Annotated in this window: 21 protein-coding genes; 2 read left to right on the plus strand and 19 right to left on the minus strand. The window is 47.6% G+C overall.

The window, feature by feature from the left end:
* Positions 1–369: 369 nt before the first annotated feature.
* The gene (locus BUA17_RS26900; protein ID WP_244552237.1) at positions 370–1,251 is read right to left on the minus strand and encodes a nucleotidyltransferase-like protein; all 882 of its coding nucleotides are present in this window, start codon (positions 1,249–1,251) and stop codon (positions 370–372) included.
* 122 nt (positions 1,252–1,373) lie between these two features.
* On the opposite strand from BUA17_RS26900, the gene BUA17_RS26905 reads away from it, so the two are divergent.
* Positions 1,374–1,778, plus strand: coding sequence for a YgzB family protein (locus tag BUA17_RS26905; protein ID WP_053778954.1), 405 nt, complete (start codon positions 1,374–1,376; stop codon positions 1,776–1,778).
* Positions 1,779–1,902: 124 nt separating this feature from the next.
* Here the strand turns inward: BUA17_RS26905 and BUA17_RS26910 are convergent, their stop codons facing one another.
* The 17 genes from BUA17_RS26910 to BUA17_RS26990 form a co-directional block, all read right to left on the minus strand.
* Entirely contained in the window at positions 1,903–3,633 is a 1,731-nt protein-coding gene (locus BUA17_RS26910; RefSeq protein ID WP_083584880.1) for a glycosyl hydrolase family 18 protein, read from the minus strand.
* A gap of 137 nt (positions 3,634–3,770) precedes the next feature.
* Positions 3,771–4,193, minus strand: coding sequence for a peroxide-responsive transcriptional repressor PerR (gene perR / locus BUA17_RS26915; protein WP_024631328.1), 423 nt, complete (start codon positions 4,191–4,193; stop codon positions 3,771–3,773).
* A 174-nt stretch (positions 4,194–4,367) separates the two neighbouring features.
* Positions 4,368–5,768 (minus strand): DUF4097 family beta strand repeat-containing protein, encoded by a 1,401-nt coding sequence (locus BUA17_RS26920; RefSeq protein WP_072735543.1) that lies wholly within the window; start codon positions 5,766–5,768, stop codon positions 4,368–4,370.
* Positions 5,769–5,794: 26 nt separating this feature from the next.
* The gene (locus tag BUA17_RS26925) at positions 5,795–6,388 is read right to left on the minus strand and encodes a hypothetical protein (protein ID WP_063566623.1); all 594 of its coding nucleotides are present in this window, start codon (positions 6,386–6,388) and stop codon (positions 5,795–5,797) included.
* Positions 6,389–6,534: 146 nt separating this feature from the next.
* Positions 6,535–7,245, minus strand: coding sequence for an MgtC/SapB family protein (locus tag BUA17_RS26930; RefSeq protein WP_063566622.1), 711 nt, complete (start codon positions 7,243–7,245; stop codon positions 6,535–6,537).
* 32 nt (positions 7,246–7,277) lie between these two features.
* On the minus strand, positions 7,278–7,742 hold the full coding sequence (locus BUA17_RS26935) for a GNAT family N-acetyltransferase (RefSeq protein ID WP_063566621.1): 465 nt from the start codon (positions 7,740–7,742) through the stop codon (positions 7,278–7,280).
* Positions 7,743–7,862: 120 nt separating this feature from the next.
* Positions 7,863–9,302 (minus strand): Asp-tRNA(Asn)/Glu-tRNA(Gln) amidotransferase subunit GatB, encoded by a 1,440-nt coding sequence (gene gatB / locus BUA17_RS26940; RefSeq protein WP_063566620.1) that lies wholly within the window; start codon positions 9,300–9,302, stop codon positions 7,863–7,865.
* Positions 9,303–9,328: 26 nt separating this feature from the next.
* Positions 9,329–10,786, minus strand: a complete 1,458-nt coding sequence (gatA, locus tag BUA17_RS26945) for an Asp-tRNA(Asn)/Glu-tRNA(Gln) amidotransferase subunit GatA (protein WP_063566619.1) — start codon at positions 10,784–10,786, stop codon at positions 9,329–9,331.
* A gap of 27 nt (positions 10,787–10,813) precedes the next feature.
* The gene (gene gatC / locus BUA17_RS26950; RefSeq protein WP_063566618.1) at positions 10,814–11,101 is read right to left on the minus strand and encodes an Asp-tRNA(Asn)/Glu-tRNA(Gln) amidotransferase subunit GatC; all 288 of its coding nucleotides are present in this window, start codon (positions 11,099–11,101) and stop codon (positions 10,814–10,816) included.
* Positions 11,102–11,405: 304 nt separating this feature from the next.
* Positions 11,406–11,789 carry a hypothetical protein gene (locus BUA17_RS26955; RefSeq protein WP_024631336.1) on the minus strand — a complete coding sequence of 128 codons (384 nt, stop codon included), beginning with the start codon at positions 11,787–11,789 and terminating at the stop codon, positions 11,406–11,408.
* Between the two features lie 126 nt (positions 11,790–11,915).
* Entirely contained in the window at positions 11,916–12,152 is a 237-nt protein-coding gene (locus tag BUA17_RS26960) for a hypothetical protein (protein ID WP_072735544.1), read from the minus strand.
* On the minus strand, positions 12,145–12,480 hold the full coding sequence (locus BUA17_RS26965; RefSeq protein WP_072735545.1) for a YxlC family protein: 336 nt from the start codon (positions 12,478–12,480) through the stop codon (positions 12,145–12,147). The genes BUA17_RS26960 and BUA17_RS26965 overlap by 8 nt, the downstream gene beginning before the upstream one ends.
* Positions 12,481–12,482: 2 nt before the next feature.
* Positions 12,483–13,010 carry an RNA polymerase sigma factor SigY gene (gene sigY, locus BUA17_RS26970; protein WP_072735630.1) on the minus strand — a complete coding sequence of 176 codons (528 nt, stop codon included), beginning with the start codon at positions 13,008–13,010 and terminating at the stop codon, positions 12,483–12,485.
* Between the two features lie 107 nt (positions 13,011–13,117).
* A complete protein-coding gene (locus tag BUA17_RS26975; RefSeq protein ID WP_139295747.1) occupies positions 13,118–13,369 on the minus strand; it encodes a hypothetical protein in 252 nt (83 codons plus the stop codon).
* Positions 13,370–13,710: 341 nt separating this feature from the next.
* A complete protein-coding gene (locus BUA17_RS26980; protein ID WP_072735547.1) occupies positions 13,711–14,343 on the minus strand; it encodes an MBL fold metallo-hydrolase in 633 nt (210 codons plus the stop codon).
* Between the two features lie 6 nt (positions 14,344–14,349).
* A complete protein-coding gene (locus tag BUA17_RS26985) occupies positions 14,350–14,919 on the minus strand; it encodes a thioredoxin family protein (RefSeq protein WP_063566613.1) in 570 nt (189 codons plus the stop codon).
* 2 nt (positions 14,920–14,921) lie between these two features.
* On the minus strand, positions 14,922–15,536 hold the full coding sequence (locus tag BUA17_RS26990) for an undecaprenyl phosphate transporter UptA (RefSeq protein WP_063566612.1): 615 nt from the start codon (positions 15,534–15,536) through the stop codon (positions 14,922–14,924).
* Between the two features lie 160 nt (positions 15,537–15,696).
* Here BUA17_RS26990 and BUA17_RS26995 point away from each other — a divergent pair, with 160 nt between their 5' ends.
* A complete protein-coding gene (locus tag BUA17_RS26995) occupies positions 15,697–16,044 on the plus strand; it encodes a dehydrogenase (RefSeq protein WP_072735631.1) in 348 nt (115 codons plus the stop codon).
* 186 nt (positions 16,045–16,230) lie between these two features.
* On the opposite strand, the gene BUA17_RS27000 is transcribed toward BUA17_RS26995, so the two are convergent.
* Positions 16,231–18,405 carry an O-antigen ligase family protein gene (locus BUA17_RS27000; RefSeq protein WP_072735548.1) on the minus strand — a complete coding sequence of 725 codons (2,175 nt, stop codon included), beginning with the start codon at positions 18,403–18,405 and terminating at the stop codon, positions 16,231–16,233.
* Between the last annotated feature and the right edge of the window lie 84 nt (positions 18,406–18,489).

Genomic DNA, 18,489 nt, shown 5'->3' on the forward strand with positions numbered 1-18,489 from the left:
ATTTCTCAGCGTCGATCTTGCAAGCAAGATCGTTACTCACTCGTTGTTCAGTTTTCAAAGATCAAACTCGATTTGCGTTACTCTTTTTCGTCTCAACCGTGTTTTCGGCGGCGACTTAAATAATGTATCACATCTCGTTTGTTTTCGTCAAGAACTTTTTTTAATTTCTTTTTTTGAAGCTTCCGTTCTTCACTAATTCCTATGCAGAATTTATCATTTGTTGACGATAAGCTCGTTTGAGGAACGAAATATAATGTATCATATTTCCTGAATAAGAGTCAACCTCTTTTTATAAATTATTAAACAAACAAAAAAGGAAGGTTTCCCCTCCCACTTTATAATCCATATAACGTCAGGCTTCACGAGTAACTACGCCTCAATCCAATAGCGGATTTCCCGCCCATCTCCTCCTATAAAGGATGGCCATCCTGCCGATTCTTTTACTATAGAACGAAACACCAGCTTACGAAGGATAAGCGGCAAATCCTCCCGTACGAATCTCAACTGTGGATGATGGACAAGTTCATCCATACTCCATGGCTCTCTTCGACTTCCAAGCACACGCAGAAGCAATCCAGAGCAATCGCTCATTTTGGACATCACTGAGAATTCACAAGCAAGCAGCACAAGCTCAACTCTCTGTTCCAGAGTCTCTGAACTTACTGTAAGCTCCTGATAGAGCTTCCACAAAGCACGATCCAAACTCTGCACATGTGTCCAGACCGCATGATCTGGGTAGATCCCCTGTTCAATAAGTACAATTCTTGCCCAGTTCCCCAGAGCCTCAAGTACATTGTAATAGGCATCAACAACATGGCCTTCTTGAATGTAACGTTTCGCTTCCACATACATTCTCAAAAAACTGGCGAATTCATGTAGCAGCTTTTGCTCACGCAGTTCGGTTCCAAAAGCAGATAGTTCCTCTCGCAAATCACTCAAGGCGTTATCCGCTTCCCAGATGATCTCACCTTCAATTAGGCACTGCATGATGTTATTGTTATCCCCCGTGATTACACTGCTCTGCAGCTCATGACGGCTGACATAGATTATTTGATAACGAAGATCACCATATTTGTAGTGTCCAACCTTGGATATCAACTGGTCGGTATTATGAACAACAAGTACGAGCAATTCAAAATCCTGGATTAGGGAGCCGTGGAATCGCTCTCCCGGGTGGGAATAAGCGATAGCCCCAACTGCCCCTGTCTCTTCCGACTGTTCGGACAAAAAAGCAAGGTTCTTTAGTTCCACGATTCCCTCCATACAATTCATGGCAGATAAGCGCCAAGTCAGTTATAATGTAATTCTACATGTAGGCTGAAGTTTCCTTCTTATCCAGGTCCGATACTACTCATACGATAGGAGCATTTTTCATGATTTTTAAATCAGCAAAAATTAATGCTTTTCGCACTTGGGGACTACTGCTTACCATGCTAGGCATGGGCCTAATGGTACTGGGAACGGCCGGAATTGTGTTCTGGGGACACGCAGGCAAAGTATTTGCTGCTGTGGGACTCGTCATCGGCCTGATAGCCATGATGGCTAGTCTGGCCATTTATTTCTGGGCTGGTATGCTTTCCACAAGCGCAGTACAAGTGGACTGTCCGGAATGTGGCAAGTTAACCAAAATGCTCGGCAAGACGGATCGTTGTATGTTCTGTCACACCATCCTTACCCTGGACCCTAATCAGGCCAATACTACCAGTTCACAACTGAAAGCGCATTCCACACCTCCATCCCCTTCCGACACAGATCATGGCATGAGTTCCAACAGCTAGATTTTCTTTTCATCAAAGCCCAGAGACAGAAAAAAGGCCCGGTATCTTCACCGGACCTTTTTTTGAATTTCAGAAGCACTTTTAAATTAATTAATATATAAGTTCAAAGAGAGCTATTTCATGTTTATTTCGAATACCCTGCCTGTTTTAGCGTCTCCCATGCCGATGCATCGGCGAAGCTTCGATTCCATGCAGCTACTCCACCCAATTTCAACGAAGCAACCAAATCAACACGTGCCTGAAGCGAAACGGCATCTTCTATCCAGATTTTCTTAGTGGCCCCATCCTCGGAATATTCCACATAATTCTGTCCGCTTTGTTTATCCAGAACAGGTTTGAGTTTCTTTTCCTTGATCAGGTCTGCGACGGTGCTCATGCCTACCGCTTTGGAGGACACTTTCACTTCTCCTTGATCATTGGTCTCTTCCGTCCAGATTCGAGTATATAGCGGCACAGCCATAATCAATTTGTTCGATGGTACTTCATCCTCTTCCAGGATCTTTCTCATAGAAGACTCGGTCCAAGGAAGCGAGGCAACCGAACCGGCCTTTGGACTCGCAGCCCAGTGCTCGTCATACGCCATAACGACAATATAATCGGCAAAAGAGCCTAACGAGCGACGATCCAGAAAAGCAGACCACATCTCACTGTTCGATTTCGGCGTAACATCAACCGAGAGCATCAAACCATGAATGCGCGCCATTGCTTTGATTTCGCGGACAAATTGAGTGATATTCGGTCCATCGTCTGTATAGACATTCTCAAAGTCAATGTTAATGCCGTCCAAATGATACGTCTGTGCATACTCTAGCATCTGCTCTATAATACGCGTACGTGTCTCATATGAGGCCACGGCTTCTTTCGTAACATCCGGATCAAAGCTGTTATCCATCAAGCCCCATACTTCCATGCCGGAATGGTGAGCCCAGTTGACGTATGCTTTATCCCCTTTACTTTTTACGTTGCCTTGTCCATCTGTAATATGGAACCATGTGGGGCTTACCACATTAACTCCAGGCATCTTGCCAATCGAAGACACATCAGGCTGTCGGTTGTATACGGCTTCCCAAACCAGGTTGACCGGTTTATTCTGCCACTTTTTCTCCGCCGCAGTCAGGGTAAATTTAGGCTTGTCCAGTTCCTTTTTCTCCGTAAGAGTGACATACTTATTAGCCACATAACCGGCATAACCATTATCCAACTGAACAAAGCTCTGGTCATCACCTGTCTGCCATACCCTTACTCGTGCGTCCTGCTCCATATCGGCGATGATGGGAGAAGATTCTCCCCCGCGTTTGTACAAAGGAACCGTTTTGTCTGCCTTGGAAGACAATGTATTAATCTCCGCATACTGAATCGTGTCACCTCCACGCATCAGCAGAACGGCACCCGTTGTAACATCTTCCTGTATAGCTATCCCATATACTTCTTTCAATGGTTTGAGCGGAATATAAGCTTCCCCCCCAACCACCTCCGGTTTAACCGTCATGGGATAATCTCGATGATTAAGTTCCGCTTTCGTACTGCCTTCCTTCATATGGAGTACTCGCTGCGGTGTTGCAATAATGATATCTCCTGTGTCTGCTTCATAACGTATTCCGGAATCGATCGCCTCTTGCAGCACCGATACGGGCAATTTAAGCTGATCTCCCGTTCCTGAAGCCTCGCCATCCATCAATTGTCCGTCTACAAAAATAGGTTGATTCATACCAATCCAGTCGGGGTCTTCGTGAATCTGATTAAGCCAAACATTCGTTATTAGCCAATAAGCACCGCCTGCAACAACACAGGCAGCCAAAAATCCAGGCCAGAACGAGCGGCGCTTCTGACGTGTATATCTGCTTTTTCTACTCAAACGTCTACCTCCGTTAATCATGCTGAATCATGAAATAGCTAAACTGCTGAAGACTATATACATTCTATCGTCCTAAAAACAAAAAACGTGAAGAATCCAAACTGAATTCTGCACGTTAATATTGTAATTCATCTCTCTTAATCCCTGCAACTTTTACAAACACCATATACTTCCAACCGGTGACCATGTACTTCAAATCCTGTACTTGACTCCGCCTGGAGCTCCACGCTTTTTAGCGAAGGATAACTAAAATCTTCAATCTTGCCGCATTTATCACAGATAACATGGTAATGATCCGTCACATTGGCATCGAAGCGACTTGAGTTATCCCCGTATGTCAACTCCCGGACCATGCCCGCTTCCAGAAACATCTTCAAATTGTTATATACAGTCGCCACGCTCATACTGGGAAACTGGGGTTCAAGCGCACGGTAAATTTCATCGGCTGTCGGATGCCCCATGGATTCCATCAGATAGTTCAATATGGCATGACGCTGGGGTGTAATACGGACACCGGTCGTTTTCAGATGCTCCAACGCATGTTGGACACGTGTTGCCATAAAACCCACCGCCTTACCTTTCATTACTCTGCAGAGACAGAATGTATGATCACATGTTCTCTTCATTCAGAGTTGATCCTCGGCTGGAACAACGACATTACATTTTCCTGCCGTGTAACCTTGCCAGTTTATATTTATTGTACGGCGATTGCAAGTTTATTGTCAACGCGCCAGTCAGGGAACTTCGGACGTTTGGTCTTGGGAATTCTGTCCGTCTTCGGTCATTTGTTCCAAGTTATTGTCTGTATCTTCCGAATCCAATGAATTCGTTCCAACAGGAGGCACTGCAGGATTACGATCAATAGTAAGGTCGCTGTTACCTTCAACTTTAACCGTATACTCTCCTTCACCAAGCTGGCCCTCAATCGTTTTATTCTTCACTTTAAACGGCAGATCCGTTTGCAGATCTCCATAACTGCTGGAACCACTGAGGCTATAATCCCCCCGCTCCGGAAGCAGAATGTTAATAGCACCTACAGCGCTATAAACGTCCCAGTCACCGCCTACTTTGGCGGAAACAATACTTATACTCCCATTGAGGGATTGAGCTTTAACTGCCAAACTTGCGCCGTCTACATTGATATTTCCGTTTCGGGTATCCGCTGTGATCTCTCCGACGGAGTCCGTGATGTTAATACTTCCGACTTGTGTAGTCAGATTCACATTTCCAGAAACCCCACGGGCCTTCATGTCCCCACGATTACTGTTCAAGTCCACATTTCCGATCGCATTTGCCACAACGACATCACCATTCAGCGTTTTACCGGAAATATCACCTACGGCATTCGTAATTCTTATCCGTCCATTTCCGGTCTCGGCCAAAATGGTACTAATGGCTTCCGGACGATTCAACAATATGGCTCCATTGGACGTCCGAATATCGAGATTGAAACGACGATCATCCGGGATCGTTATGGTGATATTCATCCGCGGCTGTGTTTTCTCGTTCTCTCCATACGTTTTGCCTGTAGTCTTGATATGAATCACTTTTGTCCCGTCTGCCTCAACAAAAGAAGCGTCCGCCACTGCTTTGGCTTGTACTTCAGTTGTCTGATCCACCCAAACTACCGTGCGCACTTCAATCTCTTCCGTATCCCCCCGCTGTATCGAGATATCCCCGTTCACTCCCTCAACAACAAGGTCCGATGTATCCATACCTACAGGCACCCGAATCGTGCCCTTATCTTCCATATATCCTGCTGCCTGACTATAGTCCATGGATGCCGCTCCGAGATTAAGACTCACCCTGTTCCACAAATGCATATAATGATCCTGCTCAGAAACGATAAATACAGAAGCCGTCAGGACAAGGGACGTCAGGATGCCCTTCGCATCAGGTCTGAAGCGCATTTTAATTTTCTCACCTTGGTTGTCTGAACCTGCATTCCCTCTTCGACGTGTCACTAAGAACAACAGTATGTATTCTACACCTAACACAACGAGCAAGAGGGGCCACCAATCGACCATCTCATATACATAGTCCGTTCCCCACCGTTTATCCAAAATCAACAGCACACCGACAGCTACGAGTAAGGCGGCAGCCGTATAGCGGCCGACCCGGACTTTACGGTTCATGGCTATCCCTCCTTGAATAGTTCACATTAGATTTTCTTCTTGCGAAGCATGACCCAGATTTCCCGTCCGAAAAGGATTAGTCCTCCTGCGATCATCAGAACAGCAAAAGTGTATCCGCCATACACAGCGATTAACTCTTTAAACCAACGTGGTTTACGAAAGAACAATACCAGCAGCGATCCCCCTACAATCAGGAGCAATCCAAACGAAATGCCTCTTTCCCACACCATCATGGCTTCCCCTGCAGAACGTTCATTAGGAATGGGCTTGTCCGAGCTATTGTGGGTAACCGCTCTTCTCCTGCGCATCATCACCCAGTCCGCAGATTGCAATACGTCGAATACATTGTAAAAGTAAATCACCGGAATAAACAACGCCAACAGGATAAGCAATGGTACATTGATCTGTATTCCAATGGTTGAGAAGTACAAGAGTGCTGACAAGTCCAGAAGTACAAGCATCATGAAAGTCAGACCTCTCATGTATAATCGGAGATAAATATGGCCCAGACCCGGAATAACCGCACTTAGTAACCCGGCAATAAACTTGTGAGTTCGATTTCGGACAGGTTTTCCGCGCGTTCCGCTGGAAGTGTTGTTCGACTGACGTTTGCGTTTCATAAACGACTCCTTTCTTCCGGGCTGATGTTCCCGCTCTTCATGCATTTGGTTAGATAGTACCCTAAAGAGCCGGGAGAGTAACTGGAAGAAATATGGTTATGAGCAAAAACCCTCCGGCACTAAAGGCCTCAGAGGGTTTAATTCAATTATTCGACTGACACTTTCGTTACATGTTCCCACTGTCTTAACTTGGATACGAGATGCACTGCACTCAATTCATGTGGCATGTAGACATGCAGCACAATTTCAATTTTGCGTTCAACCGATATCATTTCAGCATAAGCCAAATCCTGTTCATTCACCGTTATTTTACGGATTTTGATCTTCTCCTGCTCCATAAAAGAAGATACCTGTTCCAGAAAACCGGGCTCAGACAAAGTATGAAGTGTAACGACATGCAGTTTGTTTCCTCGTATATACCTAAGCTCCAACTTGTTGAATACCCAGAGATTAAGTAATACCAAGACGGTTGACACGATGGAGGCAAAAAAGAATCCTGCGCCTGTTGCTAGTCCGATGGCTGCCACAACCCAAATGGAAGCCGCCGTTGTCAGTCCGGTAATCGATTTGCCGGTAAAAAGAATCGTGCCCGCTCCGAGAAACCCAACGCCTGTAATAACGGCTGTAGCCAGACGGGCCGGATCAATTCTTACGTTTAATTCATTTGCAAAATCTTTAAAACCATAAATAGACAACATCATGATTAGTGCAGATCCAAGACATACCAAAATATGGGTACGCAGACCGGCAGCATGATTGGAACGCTCCCGCTCCAGGCCTACAAGCCCTCCAAGCAGCATAGCCAGTAATAATCGCAATAAAATGTGCCACTCATCTATTAACCAGGGATTGCCCAAAGCCGGTATTCCTCCTCCAGTTGTTCACATCATTAATCTTTATTCTTATGAAATGTCGTTAATTCCACTCCAGGTGCAATCTGTACAACCTCCACGGGCTTAAAACCGAATTTGGTATACAATTTCACGGCTGGCTGGTTCAACGTTCCTGTGGAAACGATATAACGCGGAAGATCCGGATACTGTTCAAACACATACGTCATCAAAGCAGCAGCAATCCCTTTACGAAAATGATCAGGATGCACCATCATGCGTGTGATCGTCAATGTATTGATCTCTTCCTCATCCACCGCAATCGCACCAAGCAATTCCCCATCCGTGTCCAGATAGCCATAGAAAGTCTCTCCACAGTTCTGAAGTGTCTCCATCGTATCCATCAAAGGCGGAATTTCCTGGAACCCGATGATCTCGGCTTCGAGCCGATAAGCTACATGCTGCAGTCGCCAGAGCTGCCCTACGGTCTCCAGATCATTCAATGACAAAGATTGAATCTTCATAACCTACCTCATCTCCTTCGTACGTCCACTGAATCCAGGACAATAAAATCAAACTTATGCCCTAACAAAAAGAGGCTGTCACAGGGACGAGCCTCTTTCTGTCCGGCCTCACCGGATGGATTAGCGGTTCAGTACATCTGTAAGCAGTTGATTGGCTAGTCCCGGATTGGCTTTGCCTTTGCTTTCTTTCATGACTTGACCAACGAGGAAGCCAATGGCCTTCTGCTTACCAGCCTTGTAATCTTCCACGGATTGCGGGTTGTTCGCAACAACCTGCTCCACAATCGCGAGAATGGCACCTGAGTCACTAATCTGGACCAGACCTTTTTCTTCAACAATTTGCTGTGGAAGCTTGCCGCTCTCGAGCATTTCCTTAAATACCGTTTTGGCGATTTTACTGTTAATTGTACCTTTTTCAAGCAATCCAATCATCTCACCCAGACCTTGGCCAGTCAGTGGCACCTGAGTCAATTCAAGGTTGCTTGTATTCAAATAACCAAGCAAATCACCCATAATCCAGTTGGATACGGCTTTGGCATCCTTGGTGTATTTCAGACTGTCTTCAAAAAGATCAGCGACCGCTTTGGAAGAGGTAATAACCTCAGCATCATAATTAGGCAGTCCATAATCAGCGGTATAACGGGCTTTACGCTCGTCCGGAAGCTCCGGTATGGAAGCTCTGATCCGTTCTTTCCAGGCTGCATCGATATGCAGCTTCACCAAGTCCGGGTCTGGGAAATAACGATAGTCATGCGCTTGCTCTTTACCACGCATCGACAGTGTTTTCCCTTGAGCCTCATCCCAGCGACGAGTTTCCTGAACCACTTCGCCGCCGTCGTCCAAAATTTCCGCTTGGCGGAATTGTTCATATTCCAGACCACGCTGAACGCCACGGAAGGAGTTCATGTTTTTCAGTTCGGCTCTCGTTCCCAGCTTCTCTTGTCCATGCGGACGCAAACTAATGTTGGCATCACAACGCAGTGAACCTTCTTCCATCTTCACGTCGGATACATCACAGTACTGCATGATGGCACGCAATTTCTCCAGATATGCACGAGCTTCCTCCGGAGAAGAAATCTCCGGCTCAGAGACAATCTCCACGAGCGGCGTACCAACACGGTTGAAATCGACCAATGAAGCATAGCCGCCGTCCACGTGGGTAAGCTTCCCTGCATCTTCTTCCAGATGAAGACGCGTAATGCCGATTCGCTTCGTTTCACCGTTGACTTCAATATCGATCCAGCCATTCTCACCGATCGGTTGATCGAATTGTGAGATCTGATATGCTTTCGGAGAATCGGGATAGAAGTAGTTTTTGCGGTCAAACTTGCTGACATCAGCAACAGTGCAGTTAAGGGCCATGGCTGCTTTCATCGCGTAATCTACAGCCTGGCGATTCAATACAGGCAATACGCCTGGGTGTCCGAGACAGACCGGACAAGTATGTGTATTTGGCGGAGCTCCAAAGGCAGTGGAGCAGCCGCAAAAGATTTTGGAGTTTGTATGCAACTCGACATGGACTTCAAGTCCAACGACCGTTTCATATTTAGATGCGGACATTTCTATATTCCTCCGTTCCGGGCAGTCTACAGCTGCGGACGCTGCTTGTGGAATTCCGTATTTTGTTCAAACGCATGCGCTACGCGCAGTACGGTCGTTTCATCAAAAGCTTTACCGATAATCTGCATGCCAACAGGCAGTCCATCCGAGAATCCGCAAGGGATGCTGACTGCAGGTACACCAGCCAGGCTGACCGGAATAGTCAGAATGTCGTTGAGATACATCGTAAGTGGGTCATCGACTTGGGAACCAAGTTTGAATGCCGTTGTTGGCGCAGTTGGTCCAATGATGACATCATATTTGGCAAATACGTCGTCGAAATCCTGTTTGATCAACGTACGCACTTTCTGAGCTTTCAAATAATACGCATCGTAGTAACCCGAGCTGAGTGCATAGGTTCCAAGCATGATGCGTCGTTTCACTTCAGGACCAAAACCTTGACTACGGGACTGGTGGTACAAATCCAGCAAGTTTTCCGGATTGTCTGCACGAACACCATAACGCACGCCGTCGAAACGAGCCAGGTTCGAAGAAGCCTCTGAGGAAGCGAGCAGATAATACGTAGCCACCGCATATTCGGTATGCGGAAGCGATACTTCTTCCCATGTTGCACCGAGTCCTTCGAGGACTTTCAGGGCAGACAGGACGGTTTCTTTAACTTGAGGATCAACGCCTTCACCAATGTATTCCTTCGGAACAGCAATGCGAAGTCCTTTGACATTCCCTGTCAGTCCGCTCAAGTAATCCGGGATATCCACTTTCGCGGATGTCGAATCTTTGGCGTCATAACCAGCAATGGCTTGCAGCACATAGGCAGAATCCTCGACATTTTTCGTCAAAGGTCCAATTTGATCCAGGGAAGATGCGAATGCAACCAGACCAAAGCGGGAAACGAGTCCGTAGGTAGGTTTCAAACCAACAACGCCGCAATAGGATGCAGGCTGTCTGATCGAGCCCCCTGTATCTGATCCCAATGTGAAATAAGCTTCTCCTGCCGCAACAGCCGCAGCAGATCCACCACTGGAGCCGCCTGGAACACGATCGAGTGCCCATGGGTTACGTACAGGGTAGAAGCTTGAATTTTCATTGGAGCCGCCCATGGCGAATTCGTCCATGTTCAGCTTCCCGATCGTCACGGTATCCGCCGCTTTCAGCTTCTCGACAACCGTTGCATCATACACCGGGTCGAAATTGCGCAAAAACTGGCTGCCGCATGTTGTACGCAGTCCGTTCGTAACGATGTTGTCCTTAATGCCGACTGGCAGACCGAAAAGCAAACCTTTCTCCTCACCGCTGACGAGACGATCATCCAGTTGACGTGCACGAGCACGTGCTTGTTCTTCATCCAGCGCCAGATAAGCCTTAACCTTTTCATCCCGTTCACCAATGTTCTGATATGCCTGATTCACCAGATCGCTGACCGACAGCTCCTTGGCGTGCAGCTTGTTATGTATCTCCGGCAACGATTGTTCAAATAAACTCACGTAATTCGTCCTCCTTCCGGTTATCCGTTATTCCATTACAGCAGGCACTTTGAATTGCCCGTCTTCTTCATCTGGTGCATTGCGCATGACCTGTTCAATCGACAGACTTTCTTTCGTCTCATCTTCACGCATCACATTGCTGACGTGCAGCACGTGAGTGGTAGGCTCAATGTTCTCTGTATCCAGTTCATTCAGCTTCTCAGCATATTTTAAAATCGCGTTCAGCTGCCCTGTCAGGGTTTGCTCTTCTTCAGCAGTCAAATTAAGCCGGGCCAGCTTGGCCACATGCTGAACGTCATTATTCGAAATACTCATTTCCGGATGCCTCCTTCATTCGTTCTAATTCCTGAAACCGCCGAAAACGAATCGTCCGTTTAACGGGCTAAAGTCCCAAGATAACTTTTTTCATTATAGGTGAGATAGTTCGACAATTCAATGCAAATGACCCGAGTTACCGAATATGCAAAATAACACCACATCAGGGGAGTCTTCCTTTAATGCGAATTATCAAAACCTATTAACTGAATTTTTACGCGTTAACCAGGATAATGAGGAGCTTCAACGTTCATATGTTCCAGTCTAATCAAAAAAGAGCCGGCATCAGCCGACTCTTAAAATTCTAAATCCATGCACGCAGGTTAACCTGCTTTATAAAATCCGCCTGGGACATAACATCGTTCGCGGTTTCCTCTTCCTCTTCCACAGCTTGAAAATCTCCGTTCATCAGATGATGAAACAGTTTCTCATTGTGTGTCGCAAGGGCGTAATCTATCAACGCTTCTCGCTCGACCCGCTCAGCTTCCTGCTTCAGCAGAACCTCTTCTAGATCGACGTCGCCGGATGGAACAAAAAAGTTCCGATTCACCTGCGGCACTCGAAGCACGTAATCGAACGCATTGTCCGGATTCCGGTCATAAGCGATGATGAAACCATATTCCCCCACAGGAAGATTCTGCTCAAACGCATCCGCGACGATGACAACCTTCTCTCCTAATCGCAGCATCGTCTAACCTCCTGGTAGTCTATCTTTTTATTATTTGTATAGTCTACTAGAAAAGAATAGCGCTGTCTACGATTACTAGAATTAAACAAAACATTTGTGCAAAATCTTTTTTCCAACCCGTGAACTCTATGATTTGTCCGACGTTTGCTTAGGGGGTCTGCGATCTGCTCGCACCACAATGAACCAATATATGATCAAAGGTGTTGGGAATCCGGTAATGCCCCACAATCCCCATAACCAGGGGAAACGGGCACGTCTGCGTGCATCCTGAAAGATCCATGTTCCCTGTACTAGCAAAAGAACGGCAATCAGAATAAGCCATATGAGAGGAATCTCATTTAAAGAATAATGCAGATCATTCATGACGAGTCTCCTTCCGGCGTCTCCCTGACCAGATTACTCCCACGGCAATCGCTGCGCACAAGCTAATCGCCTGGATACCCAAATATAGAGCTGGAGCCGAATGGAACAATAAGGCACCAAAAGCTATAATGAACAATCCCACAATCCAGAAAAAAATCATTTCGATCCGATTGGCTCGTCGTCTCATTTGTTTTCGTTCCTTGACTTGGGCTTCAATGGAGGCTAATGAAGGAATGTTTACAGGCTCATACGCATCATCGAGCACTCTCATCTGTTGTTGCATCCGCTTCAGAATCTCTTGTTCATCCTGTTCCTCAGATCTGCTCATGCTCAACCCAGCTCCTTTCTCAATTGACGAAGGCCATAGGCAGTTCGAGACTTCGCCGTTCCGGATGGAATACCCAGCATTTCACCAATTTCATCATAGCTATAACCATAATAATGCTTCAGCAGGACGGCAATACGATGTTCTGGGGTTAACCTTGTCATGGCATCCATAACATCTGTCCATTCTTCATTCCGGCTCTCAAATTGCCACCGCAATTTCCGTACAGCCTGATTCCGAATGGCTTCCAGCCAAATCTGTTCTCTTCGCCTGCGCCTGGACTTGTCGATATATATACGGGTGGCAATCGTAATCATCCATGACGAAAAGGCAGACGAGCCATCGTATCTATAAATATTTTCCATACATCGAATCATCGTATCCTGCACCGTCTCCTCAGCAACGTTGGGGTCCATCGTTACTTTGACAAGATACTTATACACAAAGGCGTAGTGACGCTGCAGCAGTTCTGCCAGTGCACTGTCATCCCCATGTATCGCTCTCTGTACCTCTTCCAGTTCGGCTGCCTCCATCTGCATCATCACCTGCTCTCCGCTCAGTCTTATGTTATTACGACAGGCTCTGCAGAAACGTTCAATTCAATCCAAAAAAAATCTGAAGCCGACAATTTCCCGGGCAATCAGACTTCATTTCGGTAATCTTGCAGTTTGTCGAACCACGGTTGGTTGCGGGCTCCACTGCTTAATAAACGACTTTTCCATATATTTTGCTGTTGATCCTTGATTGGATTCATCTCATTATTCATGTAGTTATGTAGTTGAGGACGCTGGGTAACTGCTTCTATTCTGCCACTTTCAATTGCTAGACGGTTTTCTTCGATGATCAGGTTCTCGGCACGTTGTCCAAACTGAATCACTCGCTTTTTCTCCACTTCTAATTCCTCGCTCTCATTAGCTATTGTTTCATATTCTTCTGACTATTATCATCTCAAGCTTATTATAATTCGACTTGCTAAATAGATTGAACGATCTTCTGTAGATACTTGTCAACGATCTGTATGTAGGGTTAAACGAATGTAACTTTGATAAAAAAGTGGCTGAAAACAAAAAAAGAACGCAAACCGGGTATAGACCACAGTCTGCGTGCTTCGCAAGTTAGGGTGTTTCTTTGTATTGCTTCAGTTAGATGGTGCTTTAACGCTTGTAACAACTAATTGCTATTCTAATGAAAAAGTTGTCACTTGTCCAGACTTTCTTCACATAAATTGTCGGATCATCTTGCAGACACGTAAGGATTGTTCTTCTTCTCATAACCGATTGTCGTTTTGGGACCATGACCTGGATACACTTTGACCTCATCCGCGAAGGTGTATAACTTGTTCTGGATGGAATCAATCAGATCCCGTTCACGGCCTCCGGTCAGATCCGTTCTGCCTACACCCATACGGAACAGAACATCACCAGCAAAGAGATCGTCACCACACAGCAGACTTACACTGCCTGGGGAGTGTCCCGGTGTATGGTACACTTTGAACGTATGACCAATAAAGTTCAGAGTCTGCCCTTCGTCCATGGCATATTCAGCTGGATCTGTCGAAAGCGGCGGGGTAGCCTGCGGCCAGTTCAAAGAACCATTCAATTTCGGCGTCGTAAGCCAATCACTCTCCAAGTCATGCAAATAAACGGGACAGCCTTTCAATTTGCGAATTTCATCCACGCCGCCCATATGATCAAAATGCGCGTGAGTAAGCAGGATCGCTTCGATCTCCAGGTCCTGAATGGCTTTGAGTAATGAGCCCGGATTCATTCCAGGGTCAATGATTAAGGCTTTACCTGGATCATCACCCTGCAACAGATACGCATTGGTCTGGAGCGGTCCCAAAGAAAATGTACGAATGTTAAGCATATCGGCTCAGTAACCCGAAATCAGTTCACGCAACTCACGAATAATAGCTGCATTTGACTCCGTTCCTTCCCCATAACGTTTACCAATCTCTTGACGTGCTACAGCCAAATTATCCTGATAATCTGCTGCTTCACGGTCCGGGTTGAGACGTTTGAATTCAACCATAACTTCCTGCACATGTTGCGGACGAGGTCCCCATTGACCCAGTACATGTCCGCCCGTATCTGCAAAAATAACGACAGGAACAGAGCGTCCGCCCATCGTAAGGAACTCATCCATCACTTCAGGGTGATTTTCCAAAATAAGAACTTCTGTCGGAATGCCGGAAATTTCCAGCGCCTGGAATACGACTGGAACATTGCGTACCACATCGCCACACCAGTCAGCAGCCAAAATTAACACACGCAAGTCATCGCGGTGATTCAGGCTTTCGAAAAATCCACGATCATCCTCACTTGGCCATACAAAGCTGTCATAGTTTGCCTGAAACTCACTTTGGTTCTTCGTCATGCTCTCAATGAAATCTTTCGGTGGCAGACCTTTACCGAATTTGTGAGACAAGTTTGGTTTTCCCATAACTAGACACTTCCCTTCTTTTTACGAGCATTCATCCATTTAATAAGTACATAAACAATCATAAGTGCGAGAGCAACGAGCAGAATCGGCATAATATAAGGTGCCGCTTTCTCGTTGATATGTTGCCATTGATCTCCAAGTATCATCCCTAAATATATAAACAATGCAGACCACGGTATAACAGCGAGGGTTGTCAGCAAAATAAATCGACCCGTATGCATTTTGGATATACCGGCAGGAATCGATATGGCATGTCTTACGACCGGAACAAAACGCGCCGTGAAAATGACCCCTGTCCCATACTTGCGGAACCACTCTTCGGAATGGTCGATGTGCTTTTTCTGGATCAGTATGTATTTTCCGTAGCGTTCAAGTACAGGTCTTCCGCCATAACGGCCAATCCAGTAAATAAATAGCTGGGCTATGACACCGCCCACGGTACCAAAAATCAATGCACCGAAAAAATTAATATGGCCTTGTGAAACGAGAAAACCTCCATATGCCAGTACAATTTCACTCGGAATAACTTCAAGCATTAGTCCAAGCATAATTCCAAAGTATCCAAGACTCTGAATCCAATCGAATAATTGATTGACAATGTTATGAATAACGTCCATCTCGACCCTCTTTCTTCATCCTGATTGGCAGTGCCCTTCCGCACCATGGATGTTCGTCCCTATTTTATCACAGGCCTGTAGCTGTTGCTACTTCACCCGTCTGGGATAGTGTCCCGCAGGCAGGCGTTTGCATATGGTATCGGGAGAGGAGCGTGAGAAGATGTCATTCAAATCAGCACCCGGTACTCCCCCGGTCAAACATAACACCCCAGGCCAGAAACTGCCTTCTGCCCGCGGTATCCGAAGAGCATGCAGCAAAGAGCTGTATCGAACAGCCAAAAAGCTAAAGGTATATATCTCCCCAGAGCTGATGAAGCAGGCGGAAGAATTGTATTATGGGAAGGTCATCACCAATCTGCTCTGGATCGGAGAAAATCGGGATAATCGCAAAAAATTATGCGAATGGTGGAACGCGGATGTCAGCTTAGAGATTGCGACTCTATGGGGTGTGGAGGTAGAACCACTGCAAGCTGCCTTTAAGAATGCGTTTGGCGGATATCGCCTGTAAATTCGGAGTACTGGACAGGTAGACGAACAGCTTATAGTACAGCATATTGCTTGATTTTGAATAACCCGAACTGAGGCGTAAAGCAATACTTTCAATGGATCAATGCGAGATCGTTCATGCCGTTAAAAGTTGAATCATTGTTTTCATGGATCTCGTTCTCTTTTAGCGTTGGATGAGGTCAGATATTCAGGGAATCTTTCTGGTCACCTCTGAAGCAAGTGGATCAAAAGCAAGGAGGCGCAGATTATCCCCGTAACGTAATGCGTCTTCTCCAAGCTCAAAACGCCGATCATTTCTATCCTTCTCTAATGCTACTTTTTCGGCCAGTTGTCTGTAACGTTCATATATCCTTACTCCAGCAGCAGCGGTCTGCCTTCCTTGTTCAGCATACCCTGACGCCAGTTCCCTCCGTGATGCCTGTTCCATCCAATACAGGGCTTGGGACTGGCTGGACGCGTCAAAACGATTCTGGGCCAGGCCTTGTTCAAAATAGTTCCCGGCCGACTCTCCTCTACCCGATTGAGCGGCTAACCGCCCCAGCTCTCCGTAGAGTTGGGGTGAAACAGGGGAAAAGGACAAGCTCTGCACCAATATGGAGTCAGCCTTTTTTGCTGGAAGCGTACGGGACAGGGAGATGGCGATATCCGGTCTGTAGGGGTTGAACTTGTACGCCGCAGTAAGCAGCACCTTTTGTTCAGCACTTCCTGTATTTTTTGACATGGCTAAACGATATTGTTGTTCTGCCGCCACTTGTTGTCCAGCAAGCCAGACTGTGCCGCCAAGCCAAAACATGACGAACAGTCCCGTTAATATCCCTTGAGGCCACGGGCTTAACGGACGGAGAAAACGAGACCGTTTTTTGTCAGCCACGGATTCCTGAAGAGTTGACGACGAGAGGGCCCAGCCCCCAAGCCAAATGAACATCATCCAATTGAAGGTGAAGCTCCAGTCAAAGTCCATAGCGCCATGGAGGACAAAAACAATAACCGAAGGCAGCAGCTGCGGTGCATGCCTCCACACCGTTCGCAGGGTGGAAAAGAACCATCCGGCGATGAGCAGCAACCCGATCACGCCTGTATCGAGGGCCAGATCGAGGAAGCCGTTGTGGACCTCGCCTCCGACATAAGGCGAGGATTGGATGGCGCGAAACATATTGCGCCATGTCTCTCCCCCGTGGCCCAGCCATGCGGCCTCGGTCCAGAGCTTCAGGGCGTCCCGCCACATCTGAAGGCGGGACAGCCCTGTGCCGACACCAGCCGCCATGCGGTCGGCTGTGGAGGCCACGGCCACAGTGGCGGCGGCGATTCCCGCCAGCACTGTGGCCGTGAGGGCAGCGGCGCGTGCACGAGCGCCGCTGTGCCACAAACGGCACAGCAGCAGCGTGCCGAGCAGCGCAGCTGCCCATGCTCCGGCCAGTGCCAGCAGGCCGGGCACGGGTGCAGGCGCCAGCTGGGCCGCAGCCAGCTGGCGGTAGAGCCAGGCCGCGCACGCCAAGGGCGCGGCTGTGGCCAGCAGCAGCGGCAGGCGGGCACCGCGCCGCTGCAAAGCGAAGGCGGCGACCGCGGCGCAGCCGGTCGCCAGCCAAGCGCCGCGCGACTCGCTCAGCAGGAGCGCGGCTTGCGCGGGCATGAGCGGCAGTGCTGCCGCGATGAGCCGCCCGGCCGACAACGGCCGGGCCATAGCGCGCGCGGCGGCAGCCAGCCGCTCCAATGCGTACATGCCAACGATGGCACCGTACGCATTAGGGTACTGCAGCAATCCGCCGAGCCTGGCTCCGGCGGAGCTGATCTCAGGGTCAGCGGTTCGCATGACCCCATAAGGCAGCGGCAGCACACCGCACGCGGCTAGCACTCCGCTTAGAACAAGCAGGCCGCCTGCCAATTGCCAGCCGCAGGCAAACCATTTCGCTCCGTTCGCGCGTGCGGCCAACATAACTGTTAGCAATGCAAATATCGCCAGAAGGCTCCAGCGCAGCATCTCCTCCAAGCTTCCCTGTACACTGACAGAGCCCAGCCCTATATGCAGGCCAAACCAGACTGCTATTGCCAGGGGCCAAAGCATCCAGCGGAAGTGAGCATACTGCATAATCGCCCCATATAGTCGTTTGAGGTAATCCAACCACTGAGCAATCCCTAACTGCCCTCTCGTCTTCGGTGCATTAAAGCACATAATGAACAAAACAAACCAAATAAGTACACTTCCTGATGCCATGAGTACCATGGGATATACGTCCGTAGCATAAAACAATCCCCTACATAGACATCCTGTCAACAGTAAAGCCACTGCAATTAAACCAAGAACTGCCGTTAATGCCGATTCTGAACTCCACTTGGCTTTCTCATCTGATTTTCCTCCCTTCATATGTCCCTCTCCTTTCTCCCGTCTCCGTATTCCTCTTAATGAATTTCAAACAAAAAAAGACAGAAGCCCCATTAGGGTCTTCTG

This window comes from Paenibacillus sp. ov031 (genome assembly GCF_900143165.1).
In the GTDB taxonomy this organism is placed as follows: Bacteria; Bacillota; Bacilli; order Paenibacillales; family Paenibacillaceae; genus Paenibacillus; species Paenibacillus marchantiae.

Excerpts from the sequence above, each read along its gene's own strand:
- BUA17_RS26905 (WP_053778954.1), top strand. The coding sequence starts at position 1,374 with ATGATTTTTAAATCAGCAAAAATTAATGCTTTTCGCACTTGGGGACTA.
- perR (WP_024631328.1), bottom strand. The coding sequence starts at position 4,193 with ATGGCAACACGTGTCCAACATGCGTTGGAGCATCTGAAAACGACCGGT.
- BUA17_RS26920 (WP_072735543.1), bottom strand. The coding sequence starts at position 5,768 with ATGAACCGTAAAGTCCGGGTCGGCCGCTATACGGCTGCCGCCTTACTC.
- BUA17_RS26925 (WP_063566623.1), bottom strand. The coding sequence starts at position 6,388 with ATGAAACGCAAACGTCAGTCGAACAACACTTCCAGCGGAACGCGCGGA.
- BUA17_RS26935 (WP_063566621.1), bottom strand. The coding sequence starts at position 7,742 with ATGAAGATTCAATCTTTGTCATTGAATGATCTGGAGACCGTAGGGCAG.
- gatB (WP_063566620.1), bottom strand. The coding sequence starts at position 9,302 with ATGTCCGCATCTAAATATGAAACGGTCGTTGGACTTGAAGTCCATGTC.
- gatC (WP_063566618.1), bottom strand. The coding sequence starts at position 11,101 with ATGAGTATTTCGAATAATGACGTTCAGCATGTGGCCAAGCTGGCCCGG.
- BUA17_RS26955 (WP_024631336.1), bottom strand. The coding sequence starts at position 11,789 with ATGCTGCGATTAGGAGAGAAGGTTGTCATCGTCGCGGATGCGTTTGAG.
- BUA17_RS26960 (WP_072735544.1), bottom strand. The coding sequence starts at position 12,152 with ATGAATGATCTGCATTATTCTTTAAATGAGATTCCTCTCATATGGCTT.
- BUA17_RS26965 (WP_072735545.1), bottom strand. The coding sequence starts at position 12,480 with ATGAGCAGATCTGAGGAACAGGATGAACAAGAGATTCTGAAGCGGATG.
- sigY (WP_072735630.1), bottom strand. The coding sequence starts at position 13,010 with ATGGAGGCAGCCGAACTGGAAGAGGTACAGAGAGCGATACATGGGGAT.
- BUA17_RS26980 (WP_072735547.1), bottom strand. The coding sequence starts at position 14,343 with ATGCTTAACATTCGTACATTTTCTTTGGGACCGCTCCAGACCAATGCG.
- BUA17_RS26985 (WP_063566613.1), bottom strand. The coding sequence starts at position 14,919 with ATGGGAAAACCAAACTTGTCTCACAAATTCGGTAAAGGTCTGCCACCG.
- BUA17_RS26990 (WP_063566612.1), bottom strand. The coding sequence starts at position 15,536 with ATGGACGTTATTCATAACATTGTCAATCAATTATTCGATTGGATTCAG.
- BUA17_RS26995 (WP_072735631.1), top strand. The coding sequence starts at position 15,697 with ATGTCATTCAAATCAGCACCCGGTACTCCCCCGGTCAAACATAACACC.
- BUA17_RS27000 (WP_072735548.1), bottom strand. The coding sequence starts at position 18,405 with ATGAAGGGAGGAAAATCAGATGAGAAAGCCAAGTGGAGTTCAGAATCG.